Raw genomic sequence first — 18188 nt, forward strand, 5'->3', positions numbered from 1 at the left:
CCCTTTATGGGCACATTTCTTAGTTTGTATCGGCTTAATTAGGGGATTCTAATAACAAAAGCGGAAGCGCCTTGGTCAGCCCCGACCAGCATAAGACGGAACTCGAAGGAAATCCTGATTTCCGTAGAGTTATGGCTTATGACTCGAGGGGCTAGGCGCTGGAGCTGGACATGGATTACTGTCTATCAAGTATATTTACATCGTAATTTTTTCATTTCCTAGCATTTAAAAACAACCTTTTAGCAGAAGTGAGGTTCAGCCTATGGTTTTCGTTTGGTTCGCTGCGGCAGCAGCCATCATTGTTTTGCTGGTGTTCCTGCTTGTCCTTGATTTTAAGCTGGGCAAAAAAGCTTATGCCAAAAAGGCAGAGTGGCGGGAGTACCCGCTCCGGTCCAGCTCCATCGAAATGATTGCTGACGGAAAAGAATTATTTGATCAAATGTTCGAGGATATCAAACAAGCCAAAAAACAAATCTACATCCTTTTTTATATTGTTAAAAATGATGACTTCAGCAGGTCGTTCCTGGACCTCCTTGGGCAGAAAGCAAAAGAGGGCCTTGAGGTACGGCTGATCACGGATTTCCTCGGGGGCTATAAAATCGATAAAAAAGCACTGAAGAATGCCAAAAAAGCAGGCGTCCATTTCGAATTCTGCAATAAGCCTTATTTCCCCTATACCTTTTTTTCGCTGCAGCAGCGGAACCACCGGAAAATCGCAGTCATCGACGGAAAAATCGGGTACCTTGGCGGCTACAACATCGGAAAGGAATACATCAACGAAAAAATCGGCTTTTCCCCGTGGCGCGACTACCACATCCGGATTACTGGGGAAGGCGTTGTCGACTTGCATAAGGAATTCATCGTGGATTGGAACCGCTCGTCGAAAAAGCCTGTTCCTTCTCAAAACTTGAACCCGGAGGATCTTGAAAAAGGGATGATTTCTCATAAATTTTTCCCATCGGAAGGCTTTCGCATGGAAAAGGAAATCGGCGAGCTGATTAAAAAATCCCAATCCGAAATCTATATCGGAACGCCTTATTTCATCCCGACAGATGATACGTTCCGTGAGCTTTTAGGAGCAATGGAAAGGGGTGTCACGGTGAAAGTGATTGTCCCGGAAACGGCCGACCATCCTTTTGTGAAGGAAGCTTCCTTTCCATACTTCTTTGAAATCATTAAGCGCGGTGCACTGGTCCATCAATATACTCAGGGATTCTACCATGCAAAAGTGCTGATCATCGACCGCAAAGTCTGCGATATCGGGACAGCTAATTTTGACCGGCGCAGCTTTCTTCTCAATAACGAAATGAACTGCTTCATTTACACGCCGCAAATGATCGAAGAGATTCTTTCAGTGATGGAAAAAGATATGAAGGAATCGCATCATCTAACATTCGACGAAATCAAAAAGCTGAGAAAGAAAAATGCCGTCAAAGAACTGATTGGGAAATCTATAGAGCCCCTTCTTTAGGCGGCCGCGGGAGGGAGATTCATCATGCAGATCCGGTTTGGTTTTGTGGCAAATGCCCTTGGCTTGTGGAATGCCAGTCCTTCCAAGACATTTACATTTGCCCGCTATCAGAAGATGACAAAATTGGAGCGTGAAGAGAAATTGCTGGAGGTGACGGCTCAGAATCTCGCAAACACGAAGCGGATCCTCTACTATAATGCAGCCCATGAAGTTTCTTTGTACCGCCTATCCAGTTCTCTCGTCCCCCTGGCTACCCACCCTGAGGTCATGTGGGACTTCGTTTCTCCTTTTCAGAAAGAATGGAGGGAGCTTGGCGAGCTCATCAAGAAATTTCAACTTCGGGTTAGCTTTCACCCTAATCAATTTACATTGTTCACGAGCCCCCGTGAGGAAGTGACGGAAAACGCTGTTAAAGACATGGACTATCATTATCGGATGTTTGAGGCCATGGATGTGCAGGATCAAGGGCTCATCAATATCCATATTGGCGGTACATACGGGGATAAAGAATCGGCCCTAAAGCGATTCCATCAAAACCTTAAGACGCTCCCTACTCATATCAAAAAGGTCATGACCCTTGAAAATGATGATAAAACCTATACAGCTGAGGAAACGCTTGAAGTATGCGAAAAAGAAGGCGTCCCGATGATCCTTGACTACCACCATCACTTGGCCAATTTATCCGAGGAAGACATCATCCGTTTATGGCCAAGGGTTTACCAGACATGGAGCAGCTTCCCGGTCATCCCGAAAGTGCACCTTTCCTCCCCCAAGTCGGAAAACGCCTTCCGTTCACATGCGGACAATGTGTCCCTTGAGTTCGTTGTGCCTTTTTTAAAAATGGCAAAAGCGTATGATCATGATTTTGACATCATGATTGAAGCAAAAAATAAAGACCTGGCAATGTTTCAGCTGATTGAAGATGTTGCATCGATCCGAGGCGTCAAGCGTCTAACCGGAAGCGTACTTAAGTGGTGAATTTTCTAAATCTCCCCCTGGCAGGATGTGCTACACTTTCGGTAAAGGGGGATTTTTTATGGACAAGAAAAAAGTTTGTGTTTCCTGGAGCGGCGGCCGCGACAGCTCGCTGATGCTTTATCGCTTATTGAATGATCCGGGCTATGAGGTGTCTTGTCTCATGACGACGGTGAATGAAGAGACTGGAAAAGTCATGATGCATGACATTCCTTATGAATTGCTTAAGGATCAGGCAGAATCTCTTGGGATTCCACTCCGCGCGATTTTACTTGGCAGCGATCCTTCAAATAAAGAATACGAGCGCCGGATGAAGCAGGCAGTGGAAAAATTGATTGAAGACGGGATATCCGTAATGGCATTCGGTGATTTATTTCTTGAGGATATCCGGAAGTATCGTGAAAAAAATCTCGAAGGAACAGGCCTGTCGCCTATTTTTCCATTATGGGGGCTTACAAGTGCTGAGAGCAGTCAGGCTTTTTTAGATGCTGGCTTTAAAGCTGCTGTGGTCTGCGTAGATGGCAGCCAGCTTGATCCTTCTTTCACTGGCGCATCTTATACGGCAGAATTTCTCAATCGTCTCCCAGAAGGTGTGGATCCTTGCGGGGAAAATGGGGAGTTTCATACGTTTGTGCATGATGGACCGATTTTTAAAGAGCCGGTGGATTTTCGATTCGGAAGCAGCTATGTAAAAGACGAACGATTTTGGTATGCAGACATCCTTCCTTTGATGGAAGAATGACGGATTTTGAGTGAACCGTTATTTCCACCAGCCTTGCATGATCGGCAGCAGCCACTCATACGCTTTGAAGCCTAAATAGATGCCGACGATTCCCATGATGCCCGCTAGCGCTGGGGGAGCCGGGATGGGCAAGCGAAAAACCGCAAAAATAAAACCAACGATAAAACCGGTGATGACAGCTAAAATGACGACTTTCATCTCAATGAACCGCTCCTTGTTTAGAAAGTTGAAAAATCATATTGTATTATCCATATGTTTCCTACGAACATATTATCAGCTTTTTCCTCCCCATAAGCAACACCAGCATGATTCGACAAAAAGCCGGACACCTGCAGCAGGTATCCGGCTTTGTTTGTCTTGATTTGGATTACATTTTTTCTGGAGCGCCTACTCCGATGATCGCCAGCGCATTTTTCATTGTCAGCTGTACAGCTTTGATGAGGGCCAAACGCGCTTTTGTCAATTCAGGCTGTTCTGGATCAAGCACTTTTTCCGCATTGTAGAAGCTGTGGAAAGCTGCTGCAAGATCATTGATGTAGTTAGTGATTCTATGCGGGATGCGCTTTTCTGCCGCTTCCGCCACTACTTGAGGGAATTCGCCGACTTTCTTCAATACGTCGATTTCCTTCTCTGCACCGATTTTGCTCAAATCAGCAGAAGGATCGACCGTGAAGCCAGCTTCTTCTCCTTGGCGGAGGATGCTGCAGATGCGTGCATGTGCGTACTGTGCATAATATACAGGGTTTTCATTGGATTGGGATACGGCCAAATCCAAGTCAAAGTCCAAATGAGTGTCTCCGCTTCTCATCGCGAAGAAATAGCGTACTGCATCCAAGCCGACTTCTTCCACAAGTTCGCGAAGAGTGACAGCCTTTCCTGTACGTTTACTCATTTTCATTTTTTCGCCGTCTTTATAAAGCTGAACCATCTGGATGATTTCAACTTCCAAGTTATCAGGGTTGAAGCCAAGAGCCTCAATCGCTGCTTTCATACGCGGGATGTATCCGTGGTGATCTGCACCCCAGATGTTGATGACTTTATCAAATCCACGGTTGAACTTATTTTTATGGTAAGCAACATCCGGTGTTAAGTACGTGTAAGATCCATCATTTTTGATCAATACACGGTCTTTATCATCGCCGAATGTAGTGGAACGGAACCAAGTCGCTCCGCCGTCTTCAAAGATGTGTCCATTTTCGCGAAGTGCTGCAAGGGCATCATCGATTTTATTGTCTTGATAAAGTGAAGTCTCGGAGAACCACACATCAAAATCAACGCGGAAATCTGCCAGGTCTTTTTGAAGCTTTGCCAGCTCATATTTCAATCCGTAGTCACGGAAGAAATCATAGCGTTCTTTTTCATCGGCTTTCACAAAGCGGTCGCCGTGTTCTTCAGCAAGCATCTTGCCGATTTCGATGATATCTGCCCCGTGGTATCCGTCCTCAGGCATTTCTTTGTCCATGCCAAGAGCCTGGAAGTAGCGGGCTTCAACAGAGATCGCCAAGTTGTGGATCTGGTTTCCGGCATCATTGATGTAATATTCGCGTGTGACATCGTAGCCTGCTTTTTCAAGGACGTTGCACAGGGAATCGCCGACAGCTGCTCCGCGGGCATGGCCTAAATGAAGGTCGCCGGTCGGGTTCGCAGAAACGAACTCCACTTGGATCTTTTCGCCTTTTCCTGCATCCGACTTGCCGTAGTCATCGCCAGCTTTTAGGACAGTCGGGATCAAGTCAGTCAAATAGCTGTTGTTCATGTAAAAATTGATGAAGCCTGGTCCGGCGATCTCAATTTTTTCAATAGATGCTTTTGAGCTGTCAAAGTTTTCGATGATCGCCTCTGCAATCATCTTCGGTGCTTTTCGCGCAATTCTAGTTAATTGCATTGCCATATTTGTAGAGTAGTCGCCATGCGCTTTATCTTTCGGCGTTTCTAAAATGACTTCAGGCACCTGGTCTTCTGCTGCTAATTCTGCTTTGATCACTGCCGCTTTAATTTCCGCTTTTAAACGTTCCTGGATTTGTTCCACTATGTTCATAACCGTTTTTACTCCTCCTTGAATTTGATATTCATTTCATATACGCCAACCGAAGAACCTTGCATCAAGAGCTGGTAGCGCAAGTCAAACTGGCCGTCTATCTTCCCTTCGCTGGACTGGTCCAGATGGAGCTCTTTTGTCCTCGTCGTAAGGAGCAATGTCCCATACGGGCTGTCATAGGAGCCATTCATTTCATTGCCTTTTATAAAGCTAAGCCTCATTTTCAAGGCGCCGCTCCGGAGAATGACTGCTTCACCCTCCGTGATTTTCACGATCGTGTTGACCGTGCCTTCTTCTTGAATTTCATCGTATTTTATATAAATGGATTTACCTTTTTGATAGTATCGTCCAAATGCAACCAATTCATAGGTTTCCTGCTGTTCATCGTGCTTGATTTTTGTCATGAGCTCGATTTTTACAGGGATTTGTTCTGCTCTCGCTGTAGCCAAAGCATTCACATCCTTCTAAAACTGTATAACTTAATTAGTATAAAAATAATCGGGAGAAATTGCAATGGCAAGATTGGGGATTGGGGTTGTGTTCAGGGGATGTTGCTTGCTGCGGTGCCTGGTGCGGTGCCTGTCACGCCCCGGTTTTTGTCGGATTTCGTCGAATGGAGGCTTCTTGCTCCGGGGAAAATGAGCGCTGGCGCATAAGAGGGTGGTTTTCGTGCATAGGCAGGATCGGCCGGCGCATAACCGGCACATTTTCGCGCATAGCCAATGTGTAGTGGCGCATAAGCAAGGTATTCTCGCGCATAAGCCCTGTGCAGAGGGCTGCCGACCCCGTTTTCCCTGCTATTTCCTCAGATATTACTCATCCTGTAAATCCAAATGAACAAATTTTGCCCTTTTACTCTAGTTTTGACCACTAAGCCACAGATTCAGGACAAATCTTCGGTTCTCCTCCAAGTTTTGATCACTGGAACCTCGCAGCCGAACAATTCCCCGCTCTAAACCACGGATTGAGTGCGCGGGGGCTGGTGTTTTGGGCGCTGGCGCATAAGCGGGTGGTTTTCGCGCATAGGCGGGTCCGGCCGGCGCATAACCGCCACATTTTCGCGCATAATGGACTTCTGTCAATAAAGTAGACACTTAAATGCCGGTAAATGGCGTACTTTTTTTCTTCCGCGCTTCGTTTTCACTCCGCTTGGAGGCCTCTGTCTGAAGGAACCATTTGAAAAACAATGGTTCCTTCAGGCAGAGGGCAATTTCTCCTCAGTGGCGTTTAAACGCTGTGCCTCTTTATACGCCTTTTCATACTCAATCGGAGTGGCGTATTCTAATGTCGAGTGAATCCTTTTACGATTATAAAATTGAATATAAAACTTAATGGCCCCGATGGCTTCTGCTTTTGTCTTAAACACAAACTTGTACAAATACTCTTTCTTCAGGGAGGCAAAAAACGATTCTACACAAGCGTTATCATAAGGGGTTGCTTTTCGACTCATACTAATGGTCGCTTTGGCATCCTTCAAGGCTTCAATATATTTTTTTGAACAGTACACACTTCCCCGGTCTGAATGGTGGATCCATCCCTCAGCGGGCTGGCGAATCTCAAGTGCTTCTTTTAATGCTTTTAACGGCAATTCGGCGTCCATGCGGTCATCAATGCTATAGCTAATTACCTTGCGGGAAAACAGGTCTAAAACTGGATTTAAATAAACAAATCCCTCCCCTGTATGAATATAGGTGATATCCGTTGCCCAAACACGATCTGGTTCTTCAGGATTAAAATTCCGATTCAACTCATTTTTGAACACAAGCTGCTGGTGATCTGAATCCGTGGTCTGAATGTATCGAGTTGGCGGGGTCGCATATAAACCCATCTCTCTCATGCGGTTCGTCACCGTTTTAAGGGAAACTTGTATATGATCCTCCTCGACCAGCTTTCGATAAATCCTCGGACTTCCATACGTCCCCAGGTTGTCGTGAAAATGATAGCGAATTCGCTCGTCAAGATGACGTCTCCAGCGCTGTCTCTCTGTTTCCTCCTGATCCTGTCTTTTTTCCCAAACATAATAGCCAGAAGTAGAAACATCCAAAACTTCGCACATCTTCACAACGGTATGGTCGTTTTTATTATGAAAAATAAATTCAAACCTTACTTCTTTTCTTGCGTGAAGATGTGCATAGCCTTTTTTAAAATGGCGTTCTCCTCTTCCAAATCTAATTTTTTACGTCTTTCAGCTTCGTACAATTCTTTGTATTCAGAAGCCGTTAGATACTGGCTTTGTTTCTCTTTTTCCGCCTGATTTTGCTTTTTACGATAGGAAGCGACCCACTTTTGAAGCGTACTATAGGAAATATCGAGTTCACTGCTCACATCCACGAGCTTCCGTCCATCTAACTCAATTAATTTACACACATATTCTCTAAATTCTGGTGGGAACTTTTTCTGATCTTTCGCCATGTTTATACACGCCCTTTTTGTAGTTGTATAGATTTAAACATGACGCCACTACCTGTGTCCACTTTTTATACTAACTTCAATAGCCCAGGAGAAGTGGCGCATAAGCAAGGTTTTCTCGCGCATAGGGCCTCAGAATAGGGCTGCCCACCCCCGTTTTCCCTGCTATTTCCTCAGATTTTACTCACCTTGTAAATCCAAATGGACAAATTTTGCCCTTTTCACTCTAGTTTTGACCACTAAGCCACCGATTCAGGACAAATCTTCGGTTCCCCTCCAAGTTTTGATCACTGGAACCTCGCCAACGAACAATTCTCCGCTCTCAGCCAAGGATCGGGTGCGCGGGGGCGGGTGATTTGGGCGATGGCGCATAAGCGGGTGGTTTTCGCGCATAGGCGGGCTCGGCCGGCGCATAACCGGCACATTTTCGCGCATAGCCCATGTGAAGTGGCTCATAAGCAAGCAATTCTCGCGCATAAGCCCTGTGAAGAGGGCTGCAAACCCCTATTTTCCATGCTATTTCCTCAGATTTTACTCACCTTGTAAATCCAAATGGACAAATTCCGCTCTTTCCACCCAAGTTTGACCACTAAGCCCCCGATTACGGACAAATCCCCGGCTCCACCACCCAATTTTTATCCCCTCGCTCGCCCACATCCACAAAAAAACCGCCCCAATCAAGGAGCGGCTTCATCATTATAATTATTTCACCCATCCAAGGATCATTTCGCGGATGAGTTTGCTTGCTGTGTTGGCTGTTTGTTCTGATGGATCGTAGATTGGCGCGACTTCCACTAAGTCCGCTCCAACGACGTTGACACTTGAACGTGCGATTTCGTGAATGGACGCAAGAAGTTCTTTTGAAGTGATGCCGCCGCAGTCGACTGTACCCGTACCAGGTGCATGGGCAGGGTCCAATACGTCGATGTCGATTGTTACATATACCGGGCGTCCTGCAAGCTTCGGCAGGATTTCCTTCAATGGCTCGAGCACTTCGAATTTAGAGATGTGCATGCCGTTTTCTTTTGCCCATTGGAATTCTTCCTTCATGCCGGAGCGGATCCCGAAGGAGAATACGTTCTCAGGTCCGATCAATTCCGCGATTTTGCGGATTGGCGTGGAGTGGGACAATGGCTCGCCTTCGTACTCTTCGCGAAGATCTGTGTGTGCATCCATATGGATGATTGCCAAATCCTTGTATTTCTTAGCAACGGTTTTCATAACCGGCCAGGAAACAAGGTGCTCGCCGCCCATTCCTAGCGGGAACTTGTTGTCTGCCATTAATTTTTCAACGAACTCTTCAATCATGTCCAGGCTGCGCTGTGCATTTCCAAATGGAAGAGGGATATCGCCAGCGTCAAAATAGCGCACTTCTTCAAGTTCGCGGTCAAGATACGCACTGTATTCTTCCAAGCCGATGGATACCTCGCGGATGCGGGTTGGGCCGAAACGGGAGCCTGGACGGTAGCTGACTGTCCAATCCATTGGCATACCGTAAAGGACCGCCTGGCTGTCTTCATAATTTTGGTGGCTGCGAATAAACACATTGCCGGAATAAGCTTCATCAAAACGCATATGAATCACCCTTTTTTCACTTATTTAATTATTGTTTTCGAAAGAATTTCGTTAAAATCTTACTGCCGATTTTAACGTGAAAATAGCTATTTAGCGCGTTGGAATATAGTATCCAGCTCTTTTCTCGCTAGATATGCAATTTGGAAATTAGAACATTTATAGCCTACCTATTTTAACAGCTAAAGCAATACTGATTGAGAAAAGAGCCTAAAGCAAAGAACAGGCAGGTTTCCCCGCCCGCTTCATTTCAATTATTCTGTAAGGTCTTTAACAAACTTAGGCAGAGCAAACGCTGCTTTGTGAAGTTCTTTTGTGTAGTACTTTGTATCGATTTCATGGAAACGCTCTTCGCTCACTTCAAGTGGATCGTGCTTCTTGGATCCTACTGTGAATGTCCACATGCCGCTTGGGTAAGTCGGGATGTTAGCGATATACAGGCGAGTGATCGGGAAGATTTCCTTCACGTCGCGTTGAACATCGCGGATCAAGTCTGCCTTGAACCATGGGTTGTCCGTTTGGGCAACAAAGATGCCGTCTTCTTTCAATGCTTTAGAAATGCCGGCATAGAAGCCTTTTGTGAAAAGGTTGACTGCAGGTCCAACCGGTTCAGTTGAATCCACCATGATGACGTCATATACGTTTTCACTTTGGGCGATGTGAAGGAAGCCGTCGTCCACTTGCACGTCAACGCGCGGGTCTTCCAGAGTTCCTGCGATTTCAGGCAAGAACTTTTTAGAGTACTCGATGACTTTTCCATCGATTTCAACAAGCGTCGCTTTCTTTACGCTTGGGTGCTTCAACACTTCGCGGATGACTCCGCCGTCGCCGCCGCCTACAACTAATACGTTCTCTGGGTTTGGATGTGTGAACAATGGAACGTGCGCCACCATTTCGTGGTAAACGAACTCATCCACTTTTGAAGTCATGACCATATCGTCAAGAAGAAGCATGTTGCCCCACTCTTCTGTTTCTACCATATCAAGCTTTTGGAAATCGGTTTGTTCTGTATGTAAAGTGCGATTCACTTTCATCGTGATCCCGAAGTTTTCTGTCTGCTTCTCTGTAAACCAAATACCGCTCATTTTTCAACTTCCCTTCTTCATAAAAAATTTGGTTTTATCATTCAAAAAACGGTCACGTCCTTGACTTTGGGCGCTTCCGCTTTTGTAGTTATCGTTCCCTATCGAAAAAAATACAAACATCACAAAAAGTATAGTTGAATCTAGCAAAATTGCAAGGGGATTTTTAATTTTTCATAGATAGCGTGTTTAAAACTTCTTCCATTTTCTCATACTGTTAAAAAACGATTCGGAACCTCTCCGGCCATTCGCTTGGCGCCGGAGCAATATAGAACCAAACGGGGGTGAGGAAAAATGGAAGTTGTACGGCCTCGGCTGAAAAGAACCATTAAATATGTACGCGCCTTTTTATTCATCGGCGGATTTTTCACCGTGCTGTTCATGCTCTTTCTGGCAGGCATGCTTATTTATGTGAAGATCCAGGGACCTCCTCCCCTATCGGTTCAGCAATCCTCTTTGATGTATGCCAACGATGGGACGATCATAGGCGAGAGCAACAATGGCCAGAAGAGATATTGGGTGGACCTCGACGAAATCTCCCCTTATCTAACAGAAGCTACGGTCGCCATCGAGGATCGGAACTTTTATGAGCATCACGGATTCGACTATAAGCGGATTGCCGGTGCTCTCCTGGCAGATGCAAAAGCCATGGCAAAGGTTGAGGGGGCCAGCACGATCTCCCAGCAGTACGCAAAGAACTTATATCTGACACGCGATAAAACATGGACCCGAAAAATCAGCGAGGCCCTCTATACAATCAGATTGGAATGGAACTACTCCAAAAATCAGATCCTTGAAGGCTATTTGAATACGATTTACTATGGCCATGGTGCATACGGCGTTGAGGCGGCAAGCCGCTACTACTTCAATAAGGAGGCGAAAGACCTCTCTCTTGGCGAAGCGGCCATGCTGGCAGGGATCCCAAAAGGACCGGGCATCTATTCGCCATTCGTTTCCTATGAACGGGCTAAGAAGCGCCAGAAGACCATTTTACTTGAAATGGCCAGCCAGCATTTGATCTCAGAGAAGCAGGCGCAATCCGCCATGGGGGAAAAGCTCGTTTTCACTGGGAAATTCCCGATTCAGCACGCTGAGATCGCTCCTTATTTCTACGATGCAGTCAAGCAGGAGCTGAAGAATAAAGTAGGACTTGATGAAAGGACCATTGAATTCGGGGGACTGCGCATCTACACCACTTTGGACATCAAGCAGCAAAAGATTGCCGAGGAAGTCGTTAAAGAAACGGTTTCCGATCAATCTGATATCCAGGTCGGATTTGCAGCGATGAATCCAAAGAATGGATATGTCACAGCTCTCATCGGCGGCAGGGACTACGGAAAAAGCTCCTACAACCGCGCAGTGCAGGCATTGCGCCAGCCAGGTTCCACGATGAAGCCGATTTTATATTATGCGGCACTTGAAAAAGGCTTTACACCGTCAACGACGATGAGAAGTGAAATGACCACATTCCATTTTGATGAAAAACGCCCTGACTATACACCGCACAACTTCAACAATAACTATGCAAACAGCGAGATCACACTTGCTCAGGCACTTGCCCTTTCGGATAACGTGGTGGCCGTGAAAACGCACTTGTTCCTTGGCATCGATACACTCGTCAATGAAGCAAGGCAATTCGGCCTCACATCCAAATTGGCCAGGGTTCCTTCCCTCGCGCTCGGGACATCCGGTGTCCATGTGACGGAAATGGTCAATGCCTACAGCATGATTGCCAACGGAGGCAAAAAAATAGAGCCTACCTTCATTACAAAGGTTGAAGATTACGAGGGGAATGTCATTTATGAAAATGATTCCGCTCATGATCAAGTCCTTGATAGAGATACGGATTTCGTCCTTACTCATATGATGGAAGGCATGTTCGATCCGAAATTGAATGGGTATGCAAGCGTAACAGGGACTACGATTTTGAATAAAATCACCCGTCCATATGCCGGCAAATCAGGGACCACCGATTCGGATTCCTGGATGATCGGATTTGCCCCGCAATTGACTGCCGGGGTCTGGACAGGATATGACAATGGAAAACCCATCACACTGACGGCAGACAAATTGTATGCAAAGAATATATGGATTCGTTTCATGGAAAGCGCGTTGAAGGATGAACCGATCAAGGCATTCAAGCCAACGAAAGGTGTTGTGGGGGTCAAAGTAGATCCTGAGAATGGGAAGTTGGCGACAGAAGACTGCCCGAGAGCAAGGCTGACTTACTTCAAGGCAGGGACAGAGCCGACCGAGTATTGCCAGCTCCACCTTTCCCATCAAATTGAAAAGTCTGATGCGCCGCAGCCGGATAAAAAAGCTCTTGAAAAGGAAGAACCGTGGTATAAAAAGATATTCCATTGGTAAAATGGCAAATAAAAAACCTCGAGGTGTGCGGCCTCGAGGTTTTTCGCGTCCTAGTTTCACATGTGCAAAACCGTAATTAAAATTTTACTTTTTTTCCAGTCTTAGGGCAAGATGTCCTTATAAAATTCAAACAACTGTCATATTTTGTACACATTTATGGGATTTATTTCAAATCAAACATTCAGGCTATTTTTCAGCTCATCGCTGGAATTAGTCCATAGCTGTTCATTGTGCCCTTTAAGGAAATCTTTCAGGATCCGTTTGGACTTGTCATCCATTTGAGCCACAATGATTTTGCGCTTCAATGATTTATCCATATTATTCACGTGCTCAGGCAAGGATTTGTATCCTCTCCTGATCTCACGGTTAATCGTCATTTCACACGCAGTCACCCCTGCATAATAAGGGCCATCCTGTTTATGGTCGATGGTCACCCATACAAGCCAATAGGGCTTCCCGCCTTCTGAATCTTCACGGTTCGGCGTGAATTTGATCCCGCGCTCGACCGCACTGCGGGCATGCATCGCTCCGATATCCACATGTGCGCTTTCTTCGTCGACGTCGATGATGACTGGCGATACATTCTCAAGGCTGAGTGCTCCGATTCCATATCCTTTATGGCCGTCAGTCGGATCATTTTTAATAATGTTAAAGCCTACTTTTTTCTTCTTATTTTCTTGTTCCATTTAAAATCCTCCTCTCAACTTCTATCAATCCCTATTGAAATAACGTAAACAACGTCTGGAAGCTTCTTAAGAAAAGTTCCGGTACATAGCCGAGGATCGGGCTGATCGTTACCTGGTTCAACGGCGGAATGAGCACCAGCACTAAAAATATCAGCGACCCATATTGTTCATAATGGGAAAGTTTCGCCCTTGTCCTCGGCGGCACAAGGTCTTCAATGATGCGGTACCCGTCAAGCGGCGGAAACGGCAGCAGATTGAAGACAAACAGCACGAGATTGATCCAGACAAAATCATTTAGAAATTGAAGGATAAAGCCCGGAAAATCGGCAGATGTCCCTGTCACGACGTAAAAATACAGAATGGCATACCCGATAAGGGCCAAGAGGAAGTTGCTGACCGGCCCCATCAAGGAGACAATCACTCCTTCAAGCCTTGGGTTCTTAAAGTGAAAGCGATTGACCGGAACCGGCCTTGCCCATCCAAATCCTGCAACGAACATAAAGATCGTCCCCAGAGGATCGAGGTGCTGCGCGGGATTCAGTGTCAGCCTGCCCTGGTCCTTAGCTGTTGAATCCCCAAATTTATAGGCCGTGTAGGCATGGGCAAACTCATGCACCGAAAAGGCAATGATCAGTACCGCTGCAATAATCGGTATTTCCTGTAGAGGGAAAGCTAAAAAATTATTTAACACAAATTAAACTCCTTTTATTCGCCGATACATTCGCTCTCTTCGGCGACTCAATTTCTCTTCATATCTTCTAGTATACAAAAAACCGCTTCAATCATCATCTATTCTGCAATGCTTATAAGATAAGTATGTCTGAAATTCATTGTGTATACACTTCTCAGCACCAGATTGGAAGGGCTTTCTTCTTGCCTGTCCTGAAAAAAAGGAATACACTTTTGATGTAAATGAAGAAAGGAGACTTCCCTATGCCATATGTAACTGTAAAAATGCTTGAAGGCCGTTCTGAAGAGCAAAAGAAAGCCTTGGTGGCAAAAGTAACGGATGCTGTCAGCGAAACGACTGGTGCACCGAAAGAAAACGTAACGGTTTTCATTGAAGAAATGAGCAAGAACCACTACGGAGTGGCCGGCAAACGAATGAGCGATAACGACTGATCAGATGCCATACACCGAAGAACCTTCCTTTAGATGAGGAAGGTTCTTTTTATGGGCCAGACTATAAAAAGGCCACAGCATCAGTTACTGTGGCATGGTCTGAATGGGCAGCCGCTATTGGAGCGGTTTGGCCATCTTGTTCAGGTTTTCGATATATTGATAGGCTTCCTCGATTTCTTCCTCTGTGTAGCGCTGCTTTTCTTTCAGCGTAAACACCTTTTCTTTCACTTCTTCTTTTGGAAGATTGTCAAAGTAAAGGACAGTCGACACAAGTTCAAGGAAGCGGGAGCTTTGACCATTCATAAACGTGAGGCATTCATCAAGCTGAGGCATCTCTTGGGTGTAATGCTTCAGGAAATCCTCTCCTGCTTCTGTCATGCTGTAGCGGTATTGGTAGTATCCGCCTTTTTTCTCTTTGACTTCATTTATAAAGCCCATATTGCATAGTTCCTCGATGCGCAGGGTCAATTCTTCGGAATAAGGACCGTAAAAATGGAACTGGAATTTTTCCTGGAAAGGAAATGCCAACTTTTTAGAAATGAATATCATTTTCTGCAATTTCTTGCGTCCGATAATTTCTCCAGAGGCAGCAAAGGCACTCATCAATTTCGCGTGATCTTTCAACAAGGGTACGTCATCTCCTACTCCTAATTAATGCTTTGTAAGTTCCGTCCTGTTGCCAATGAATTTTTTGATGTGAGGCTGTTTTCGTAAACGTGCGGGAAAATAGCCTTATGATAATTCCAAAATGGTACGGATTTGTTTCTTCGTTGCGCGCTTCGTTGAATCATCCAGCAATAAATCAGCCGGATAGTACAATTTATGGTCCGTCCGGCGCTTTCCTGAGATGGCATCCACTACAGCGGATTCCCTTGAAAGCTCGCGCAGCTCGTGGTTTTTCATCAATAAGTGGATTGGCAGCCTTTCTTCCTCTTCACCTGGACGGTAAAAGTCATACGGCAGGTCTGATGAAGAGTCGACCACCAAATAGTATTCCGGATCGATGCCTGCTTTTTTAAACAAGGCTTCGAGTTCACTGTGTTTCTTATATTCTTTTGCAGGATCGAACTCTGCATATTTAAATAGATTACGATTCATGAATCTTTCACTTAAATCCCTTAATATAGGATCCTCTTCTTCCTGCCAGATCTGGAAGTAGAACATGATGACCGCTTCATCCAATTTCAAATAATCTTCAAGCGTCACTTTTTCTTCAAACAAAGAATAGAAATGAATCGGGTCCTGCTTGAATTTATAGCCAGCCTTATAAAGATCTTTGGCTCTGTGGAGGATCTTCGTCAAGATGACCTCGGCGCTTCTCGTAACCGGATGGAAGTAGATCTGCCAGTACATCTGATAGCGGCTCATGATATAGTCCTCCACCGCGTGCATCCCGCTGTACTTAATGACAGCCTGGTCTTCCCGCGGCCTCATGACCCGAAGGATCCTCTCCATGTCAAAATGTCCGTAGCTCACACCTGTAAAATAGGCATCGCGCTGAAGGTAATCCATTCTGTCCGCATCGATTTGGCTTGAGATCAAGCTGACGACTAGCTTATTCTTATAAGTTTTGGCAATGACTTCTGCCACATTTTTCGGGAAGCCTTTGTGGACCTTGCTGAGGACCTTATTGATTTCTGTATCTCCCAAAATGATTTCCTGAGTGAATTCTTCGTGGTCCAAGTGGAAAACCTTCTCGAACGAATGGGAAAATGGCCCGTGTCCCAAATCATGAAGCAATGCCGCACATAATGATAAAAGACGTTCATCTTCATTCCATTCCGGACGGCCGTCAAAAACATCATCCACGATGCGGCGGATGATCTCATAAACTCCCAAGGAATGATTGAATCGGCTGTGCTCTGCTCCATGAAACGTCAGGTAAGTCGTTCCAAGCTGCTTGATGCGGCGCAGCCTCTGAAACTCTTTTGTCCCGATCAAATCCCAGATGACTTGATCCCTTACATGTATGTATCTATGGACAGGGTCCTTGAACACTTTTTCCTCTTTTAATTTTTGTCTGGCATAATCCATTTCGTTATCCTCTTCTCTAATCAACATGTCTCTATTATAACGAGTTTTCCCCAAGAGAACATCTCCAAATCTGGCAAAAAATGACGAGAAGCGACAAAACCCAGCGACGGCGCGATTTGTCAGAATAAAAAAATATTTTGCCGGAAAAACGAATGCCTGTTCGGGAATTCACATTGATCTCTTAACTATCGGACAAAAAAATCACCTTTCCGTTTTGGATAGGCGATTTATGCTACTTTTTCAGCTTCGTACAGATTTTCTGCATCAATTCTTCTTCCGAGAGTGCTGCTAACGGACGATTATTGACAAATGCAAATGTCTTTTTACGGCCGGGTCCGCAATATGATTGGCAGCCGATTTGTATCTCTGCTTCTGAGTCTATTTCTTTCAGTTTCGGAATGAGGGTTTTCAAGTTTACAGCGTCGCAATCGTCGCAAATCCTGAATTCGTTAGCCATGAATCCGACAATCCTTTCGTCCTTTAAATCTAATAGCTAAAGGGTATTTTACAATTTCTTACCCCTCAATGCAAGGACAACTCCTTTCCAGCACCCTCAGTCTTTCCAAGTCAAAATCCATACAAAAACCTTATTCCGCAGGCTTTCATGGAGAAGGAAACGCTCTATTTTTCAAAAATACTATTTAGATATTGGCAAACTATCATCTTTTTTCACATATTGGTATAAAACTCTCCGATTTTGTCCAAGCTTTTAGTAAGAAAGCAAGTTTGATATGGATTAAAGGGGTTGAGAAAATGAAAACACGACAAGATGCATGGACAGAAGAAAATGATTTATTATTGGCCGAAACGGTACTAAGGCACGTAAGAGAAGGAAGCACGCAGTTGAACGCATTTGAAGAGGTTGGCGACAAACTGAACCGCACCTCTGCTGCCTGTGGATTTCGCTGGAATGCCGTCGTCAGACACCAATACGAAAAGGCATTGCAATTAGCCAAGAAACAACGAAAGCAGCGCAACCGCCTGCTGGGCAAAGAACAGAGCGGCAAGAAAAAGCTTCTCTATCAGCCGCCTACACCACCTATTGAGATTTTAGATCCGGTAGAGTATATGGCAGAGGAAGCAGAAGAATTTTTCGAAAACATCCCAGTGGCAGAAACAATGGTTGAAGACCACGTGGAAAGCACGACAGAAGAAGTGGCTGAAGAAGCTGCACCGGCAACGCCAGTCTATACTGCAGCACCTGCTGCACCACAGGCGCCGATGATGCCATCCTATCAGTCGCCAGCACCGTCATCCAACGGAGCGATGTCACTCGATAAAGTCATTGCCTATCTTCATACCTTGAAAACTTCTCACTATCAGACAGAAATCCTGAAAAATGAGAATCAGAGAATAAAGATGGAGAACAATGAACTAAAGAGGAGAAACCAGGAGCTTGAAAACAGAGTCAAACAGCTCGAAAACAATTCAGATATCATGCAGGAAGACTACGAAACCCTGATGAAAATCATGAACCGCGCCAGGAAGCTGGTCCTGTTCGAAGAAGAAGAGCGCCCAGCCACCAAATTCAAAATGGACAGAAATGGGAATTTAGAGAAGGTAGCTGAATAAATAGAAAAGCGGAAGCGCCCTGAAAAGCCCCGACCAGCATAAGACGGAACTCGAAGGAAATCCTGATTTCCGTAGAGGTACGGCTTATGACTCGAGGGGCTGGGCGCTGGAGCTGGAT

Annotated in this window: 18 protein-coding genes; 6 read left to right on the plus strand and 12 right to left on the minus strand. The window is 45.4% G+C overall.

Going from position 1 to position 18188, the window contains the following annotated elements; genetic code table 11:
* Nucleotides 1–262 precede the first annotated feature (262 nt).
* From ABTV07_RS19165 to ABTV07_RS19175, 3 genes are read left to right on the plus strand one after another with little or no spacing between them, the layout of a single operon-like run.
* On the plus strand, nt 263–1471 hold the full coding sequence (locus ABTV07_RS19165) for a phospholipase D-like domain-containing protein (RefSeq protein ID WP_433745476.1): 1209 nt from the start codon (nt 263–265) through the stop codon (nt 1469–1471).
* Between the two features lie 24 nt (nt 1472–1495).
* Nucleotides 1496–2449, plus strand: coding sequence for a UV DNA damage repair endonuclease UvsE (uvsE, locus tag ABTV07_RS19170; protein WP_433745479.1), 954 nt, complete (start codon nt 1496–1498; stop codon nt 2447–2449).
* Between the two features lie 58 nt (nt 2450–2507).
* Complete coding sequence (locus tag ABTV07_RS19175) at nt 2508–3188, plus strand: diphthine--ammonia ligase (RefSeq protein WP_433745482.1); 681 nt, start codon at nt 2508–2510, stop codon at nt 3186–3188.
* A gap of 18 nt (nt 3189–3206) precedes the next feature.
* Here ABTV07_RS19175 and ABTV07_RS19180 read toward each other — a convergent pair whose 3' ends face one another.
* The 7 genes from ABTV07_RS19180 to speE all read right to left on the minus strand — a co-directional run bounded on the left by ABTV07_RS19180 (nt 3207) and on the right by speE (nt 10292).
* Nucleotides 3207–3386 (minus strand): XapX domain-containing protein, encoded by a 180-nt coding sequence (locus ABTV07_RS19180; RefSeq protein ID WP_433745484.1) that lies wholly within the window; start codon nt 3384–3386, stop codon nt 3207–3209.
* Nucleotides 3387–3555: 169 nt separating this feature from the next.
* Nucleotides 3556–5226: an arginine--tRNA ligase gene (gene argS / locus ABTV07_RS19185; RefSeq protein ID WP_433745486.1), complete on the minus strand. Its 1671-nt coding sequence runs from the start codon at nt 5224–5226 to the stop codon at nt 3556–3558.
* An 8-nt stretch (nt 5227–5234) separates the two neighbouring features.
* Nucleotides 5235–5684 carry a DUF1934 domain-containing protein gene (locus tag ABTV07_RS19190; protein ID WP_433745488.1) on the minus strand — a complete coding sequence of 150 codons (450 nt, stop codon included), beginning with the start codon at nt 5682–5684 and terminating at the stop codon, nt 5235–5237.
* A 737-nt stretch (nt 5685–6421) separates the two neighbouring features.
* The gene (locus ABTV07_RS19195) at nt 6422–7399 is read right to left on the minus strand and encodes an IS3 family transposase (protein WP_433751069.1); all 978 of its coding nucleotides are present in this window, start codon (nt 7397–7399) and stop codon (nt 6422–6424) included.
* Nucleotides 7330–7638, minus strand: coding sequence for a transposase (locus ABTV07_RS19200; RefSeq protein ID WP_433742263.1), 309 nt, complete (start codon nt 7636–7638; stop codon nt 7330–7332). Before ABTV07_RS19200 ends, ABTV07_RS19195 begins: the two co-directional genes overlap by 70 nt.
* Nucleotides 7639–8337: 699 nt before the next feature.
* The gene (gene speB / locus ABTV07_RS19205; protein ID WP_433745491.1) at nt 8338–9210 is read right to left on the minus strand and encodes an agmatinase; all 873 of its coding nucleotides are present in this window, start codon (nt 9208–9210) and stop codon (nt 8338–8340) included.
* 251 nt (nt 9211–9461) lie between these two features.
* Nucleotides 9462–10292, minus strand: a complete 831-nt coding sequence (speE, locus tag ABTV07_RS19210; protein WP_433745493.1) for a spermidine synthase — start codon at nt 10290–10292, stop codon at nt 9462–9464.
* Between the two features lie 291 nt (nt 10293–10583).
* Here speE and ABTV07_RS19215 point away from each other — a divergent pair, with 291 nt between their 5' ends.
* Nucleotides 10584–12656 (plus strand): transglycosylase domain-containing protein, encoded by a 2073-nt coding sequence (locus tag ABTV07_RS19215; protein ID WP_433745495.1) that lies wholly within the window; start codon nt 10584–10586, stop codon nt 12654–12656.
* A gap of 173 nt (nt 12657–12829) precedes the next feature.
* Here the strand turns inward: ABTV07_RS19215 and ABTV07_RS19220 are convergent, their stop codons facing one another.
* Entirely contained in the window at nt 12830–13342 is a 513-nt protein-coding gene (locus tag ABTV07_RS19220; protein WP_433745497.1) for a YwhD family protein, read from the minus strand.
* Nucleotides 13343–13373: 31 nt separating this feature from the next.
* Nucleotides 13374–14033, minus strand: a complete 660-nt coding sequence (locus ABTV07_RS19225) for a site-2 protease family protein (protein ID WP_433745500.1) — start codon at nt 14031–14033, stop codon at nt 13374–13376.
* 242 nt (nt 14034–14275) lie between these two features.
* On the opposite strand from ABTV07_RS19225, the gene ABTV07_RS19230 reads away from it, so the two are divergent.
* Nucleotides 14276–14464, plus strand: coding sequence for a 2-hydroxymuconate tautomerase (locus tag ABTV07_RS19230; RefSeq protein WP_433745502.1), 189 nt, complete (start codon nt 14276–14278; stop codon nt 14462–14464).
* Between the two features lie 114 nt (nt 14465–14578).
* On the opposite strand, the gene ABTV07_RS19235 is transcribed toward ABTV07_RS19230, so the two are convergent.
* From ABTV07_RS19235 to ABTV07_RS19245, 3 genes are all read right to left on the minus strand, one after another.
* Nucleotides 14579–15091: a YwgA family protein gene (locus tag ABTV07_RS19235; protein WP_433745504.1), complete on the minus strand. Its 513-nt coding sequence runs from the start codon at nt 15089–15091 to the stop codon at nt 14579–14581.
* A 105-nt stretch (nt 15092–15196) separates the two neighbouring features.
* Nucleotides 15197–16498, minus strand: a complete 1302-nt coding sequence (locus tag ABTV07_RS19240; protein ID WP_433745507.1) for an HD domain-containing protein — start codon at nt 16496–16498, stop codon at nt 15197–15199.
* A 232-nt stretch (nt 16499–16730) separates the two neighbouring features.
* The gene (locus tag ABTV07_RS19245; protein WP_433745510.1) at nt 16731–16955 is read right to left on the minus strand and encodes a DUF1450 domain-containing protein; all 225 of its coding nucleotides are present in this window, start codon (nt 16953–16955) and stop codon (nt 16731–16733) included.
* A gap of 296 nt (nt 16956–17251) precedes the next feature.
* Here ABTV07_RS19245 and ABTV07_RS19250 point away from each other — a divergent pair, with 296 nt between their 5' ends.
* Nucleotides 17252–18070, plus strand: coding sequence for an RsfA family transcriptional regulator (locus tag ABTV07_RS19250; RefSeq protein WP_433745512.1), 819 nt, complete (start codon nt 17252–17254; stop codon nt 18068–18070).
* Nucleotides 18071–18188: the final 118 nt, after the last annotated feature.

It is taken from the genome of Falsibacillus pallidus, assembly GCF_050990905.1.
Classification (GTDB): Bacteria; Bacillota; Bacilli; order Bacillales; family DSM-25281; genus Falsibacillus; species Falsibacillus pallidus_A.

Excerpts from the sequence above, each read along its gene's own strand:
- ABTV07_RS19165 (WP_433745476.1), top strand. The coding sequence starts at position 263 with ATGGTTTTCGTTTGGTTCGCTGCGGCAGCAGCCATCATTGTTTTGCTG.
- uvsE (WP_433745479.1), top strand. The coding sequence starts at position 1,496 with ATGCAGATCCGGTTTGGTTTTGTGGCAAATGCCCTTGGCTTGTGGAAT.
- ABTV07_RS19175 (WP_433745482.1), top strand. The coding sequence starts at position 2,508 with ATGGACAAGAAAAAAGTTTGTGTTTCCTGGAGCGGCGGCCGCGACAGC.
- ABTV07_RS19180 (WP_433745484.1), bottom strand. The coding sequence starts at position 3,386 with ATGAAAGTCGTCATTTTAGCTGTCATCACCGGTTTTATCGTTGGTTTT.
- argS (WP_433745486.1), bottom strand. The coding sequence starts at position 5,226 with ATGAACATAGTGGAACAAATCCAGGAACGTTTAAAAGCGGAAATTAAA.
- ABTV07_RS19200 (WP_433742263.1), bottom strand. The coding sequence starts at position 7,638 with ATGGCGAAAGATCAGAAAAAGTTCCCACCAGAATTTAGAGAATATGTG.
- speB (WP_433745491.1), bottom strand. The coding sequence starts at position 9,210 with ATGCGTTTTGATGAAGCTTATTCCGGCAATGTGTTTATTCGCAGCCAC.
- speE (WP_433745493.1), bottom strand. The coding sequence starts at position 10,292 with ATGAGCGGTATTTGGTTTACAGAGAAGCAGACAGAAAACTTCGGGATC.
- ABTV07_RS19215 (WP_433745495.1), top strand. The coding sequence starts at position 10,584 with ATGGAAGTTGTACGGCCTCGGCTGAAAAGAACCATTAAATATGTACGC.
- ABTV07_RS19220 (WP_433745497.1), bottom strand. The coding sequence starts at position 13,342 with ATGGAACAAGAAAATAAGAAGAAAAAAGTAGGCTTTAACATTATTAAA.
- ABTV07_RS19230 (WP_433745502.1), top strand. The coding sequence starts at position 14,276 with ATGCCATATGTAACTGTAAAAATGCTTGAAGGCCGTTCTGAAGAGCAA.
- ABTV07_RS19240 (WP_433745507.1), bottom strand. The coding sequence starts at position 16,498 with ATGGATTATGCCAGACAAAAATTAAAAGAGGAAAAAGTGTTCAAGGAC.
- ABTV07_RS19245 (WP_433745510.1), bottom strand. The coding sequence starts at position 16,955 with ATGGCTAACGAATTCAGGATTTGCGACGATTGCGACGCTGTAAACTTG.
- ABTV07_RS19250 (WP_433745512.1), top strand. The coding sequence starts at position 17,252 with ATGAAAACACGACAAGATGCATGGACAGAAGAAAATGATTTATTATTG.